The 1,602-nt window shown below is 41.1% G+C and carries 1 protein-coding gene; it reads right to left on the bottom strand.

Features of this window, described 5'->3' with window-relative positions; translation table 11 throughout:
• Positions 1–477: 477 nt before the first annotated feature.
• The gene (locus ABWV72_RS21070; protein WP_353372932.1) at positions 478–1,521 is read right to left on the bottom strand and encodes an IS110 family RNA-guided transposase; all 1,044 of its coding nucleotides are present in this window, start codon (positions 1,519–1,521) and stop codon (positions 478–480) included.
• Positions 1,522–1,602: the final 81 nt, after the last annotated feature.

Below are 1,602 nucleotides of genomic sequence, written 5' to 3'. Positions count from 1 at the left end.
TAACACATATGAGCCTAAAGTTAGTCAATAGGTACTAGTGTGCTTTTGATCTATTTTTCAGATCAATCCAAATCTCTGAGCTAAACCGTTTACTTCATCTGTCTTCGTGGCTATTAGGCAATCGCCTACAGCAAACACATATAGAGGCTCTCTTATGCGATATCATCGCGGCCAGCATTTTCAATATCCGTATTGATAGCAGGGGCACTAGACATTCATCGGTTAACCCAGCACTGGCACTATTCAAAATGAAGGTTGGATAATTCCACCAGTTAGTTTCAGGCTCAGGCTAGGTGTAAGCGATTTAGCGCAAAGTATTGATGCACGCCCATCCGATGTCTAATCAAACCGAGTGGTTACCTAGCAATGGCAAATAAGTCGTATTAAATGGCTTTTATAAACCAGTGAAATTCACAACGATTTAAGGTTGCTCGGCCTATGGCACCAGTTAGACGTTCAGCTCATCGGATGGCGTGACTAACCTGCTAAAAATCGTTTTTCATCAAAAGCCTTTTGTCGTTTTAACATGAAGTAAACACAGCGGCCTAGCTTATGCGCAAGGGCGGACAGAGCTTTTGCTTTACTCATGCGTTTTTGTAACTTGTTGAGATAGGCGCGAGCTTTATCATTTCCGCGTAGGTAAAGCACGGCCATTTCAGAGAAGGCCCATTTAAGATGAGCATTGCCAATTTTATTACCTTGTGTGCCGTAGGCTTTACCAGCTGATTCAGCTTTACATTTAACGAGTCGAGAATAGGATGCAAAATTTTGAACACTTTCAAAGCGGTTGATATCACCTATTTCATAGAGAATTGTGAGTGCTAGAATTTGGCCCACACCCGCAATAGATTTGAGTAGGTAGAAGTCTCTAGCATTATGTTGTTTCGCTTGTTTTTCAATGAACCCTTCAACTTGGCGTAACTCTGTTTCAATATGAGCGACTATGTTTAAATCAATATCGATGTTGCGCTGCACGGATATATCATCAAAGACGTTCGACATTTTTTCACGAGACTTTGGATAACGTAAATTAAGGGAATGTGCAGGGTAATTGTATTGACTCACGGTATTTGATACATGAGCTTTTAAGTCCGCGCCAAAGCGTACAAGTTTAGTGCGCCGCCGAAGTAAATCACGGGTAGCCCGTAGTTCGTTGGGGTAGTTGTATGCTAAAGGGAAATTACCACCACGTAACAATTTGGCAATCTTAAATGAATCAATTTTATCATTCTTGGTTTTACCGCCATGAATGGCTTTCATATACAAGGCGTGACCTAATACGAAATCTATATTGTGTTGCCGGCAAAAGTCACTGACCCAATACCAGCAGTGCATACATTCGACCCCCACGACGATATTGCCTAAATAAGGCGTCAGTAAAGCCAGCAATTCTTCGGGTGAGTCCTTTATTTTTTTATGTACAAGCACCTCACTTTTATCATCAATAACGCATACGTAAAGTAAGCGTGCGTGTAAATCTATTCCACAATAGTAAGGATGTGTATTAGTATAAAAATTCATTGAGCTTCTCCGTTTGGTTTTGTCACCTATCAGAGTAGCCTAAAAGTTACGCTGATTGGGGAGGCTCAATGAGTATCAAAC

The sequence above is a fragment of the Aliiglaciecola sp. NS0011-25 genome (genome assembly GCF_040370605.1).
In the GTDB taxonomy this organism is placed as follows: domain Bacteria; phylum Pseudomonadota; class Gammaproteobacteria; order Enterobacterales; family Alteromonadaceae; genus Aliiglaciecola; species Aliiglaciecola lipolytica_A.
This window is presented reverse-complemented; position numbering and strand designations above follow the sequence as displayed.

Coding starts and splice junctions, on each gene's coding strand:
- ABWV72_RS21070 (WP_353372932.1), bottom strand. CDS start 1,521: ATGAATTTTTATACTAATACACATCCTTACTATTGTGGAATAGATTTA.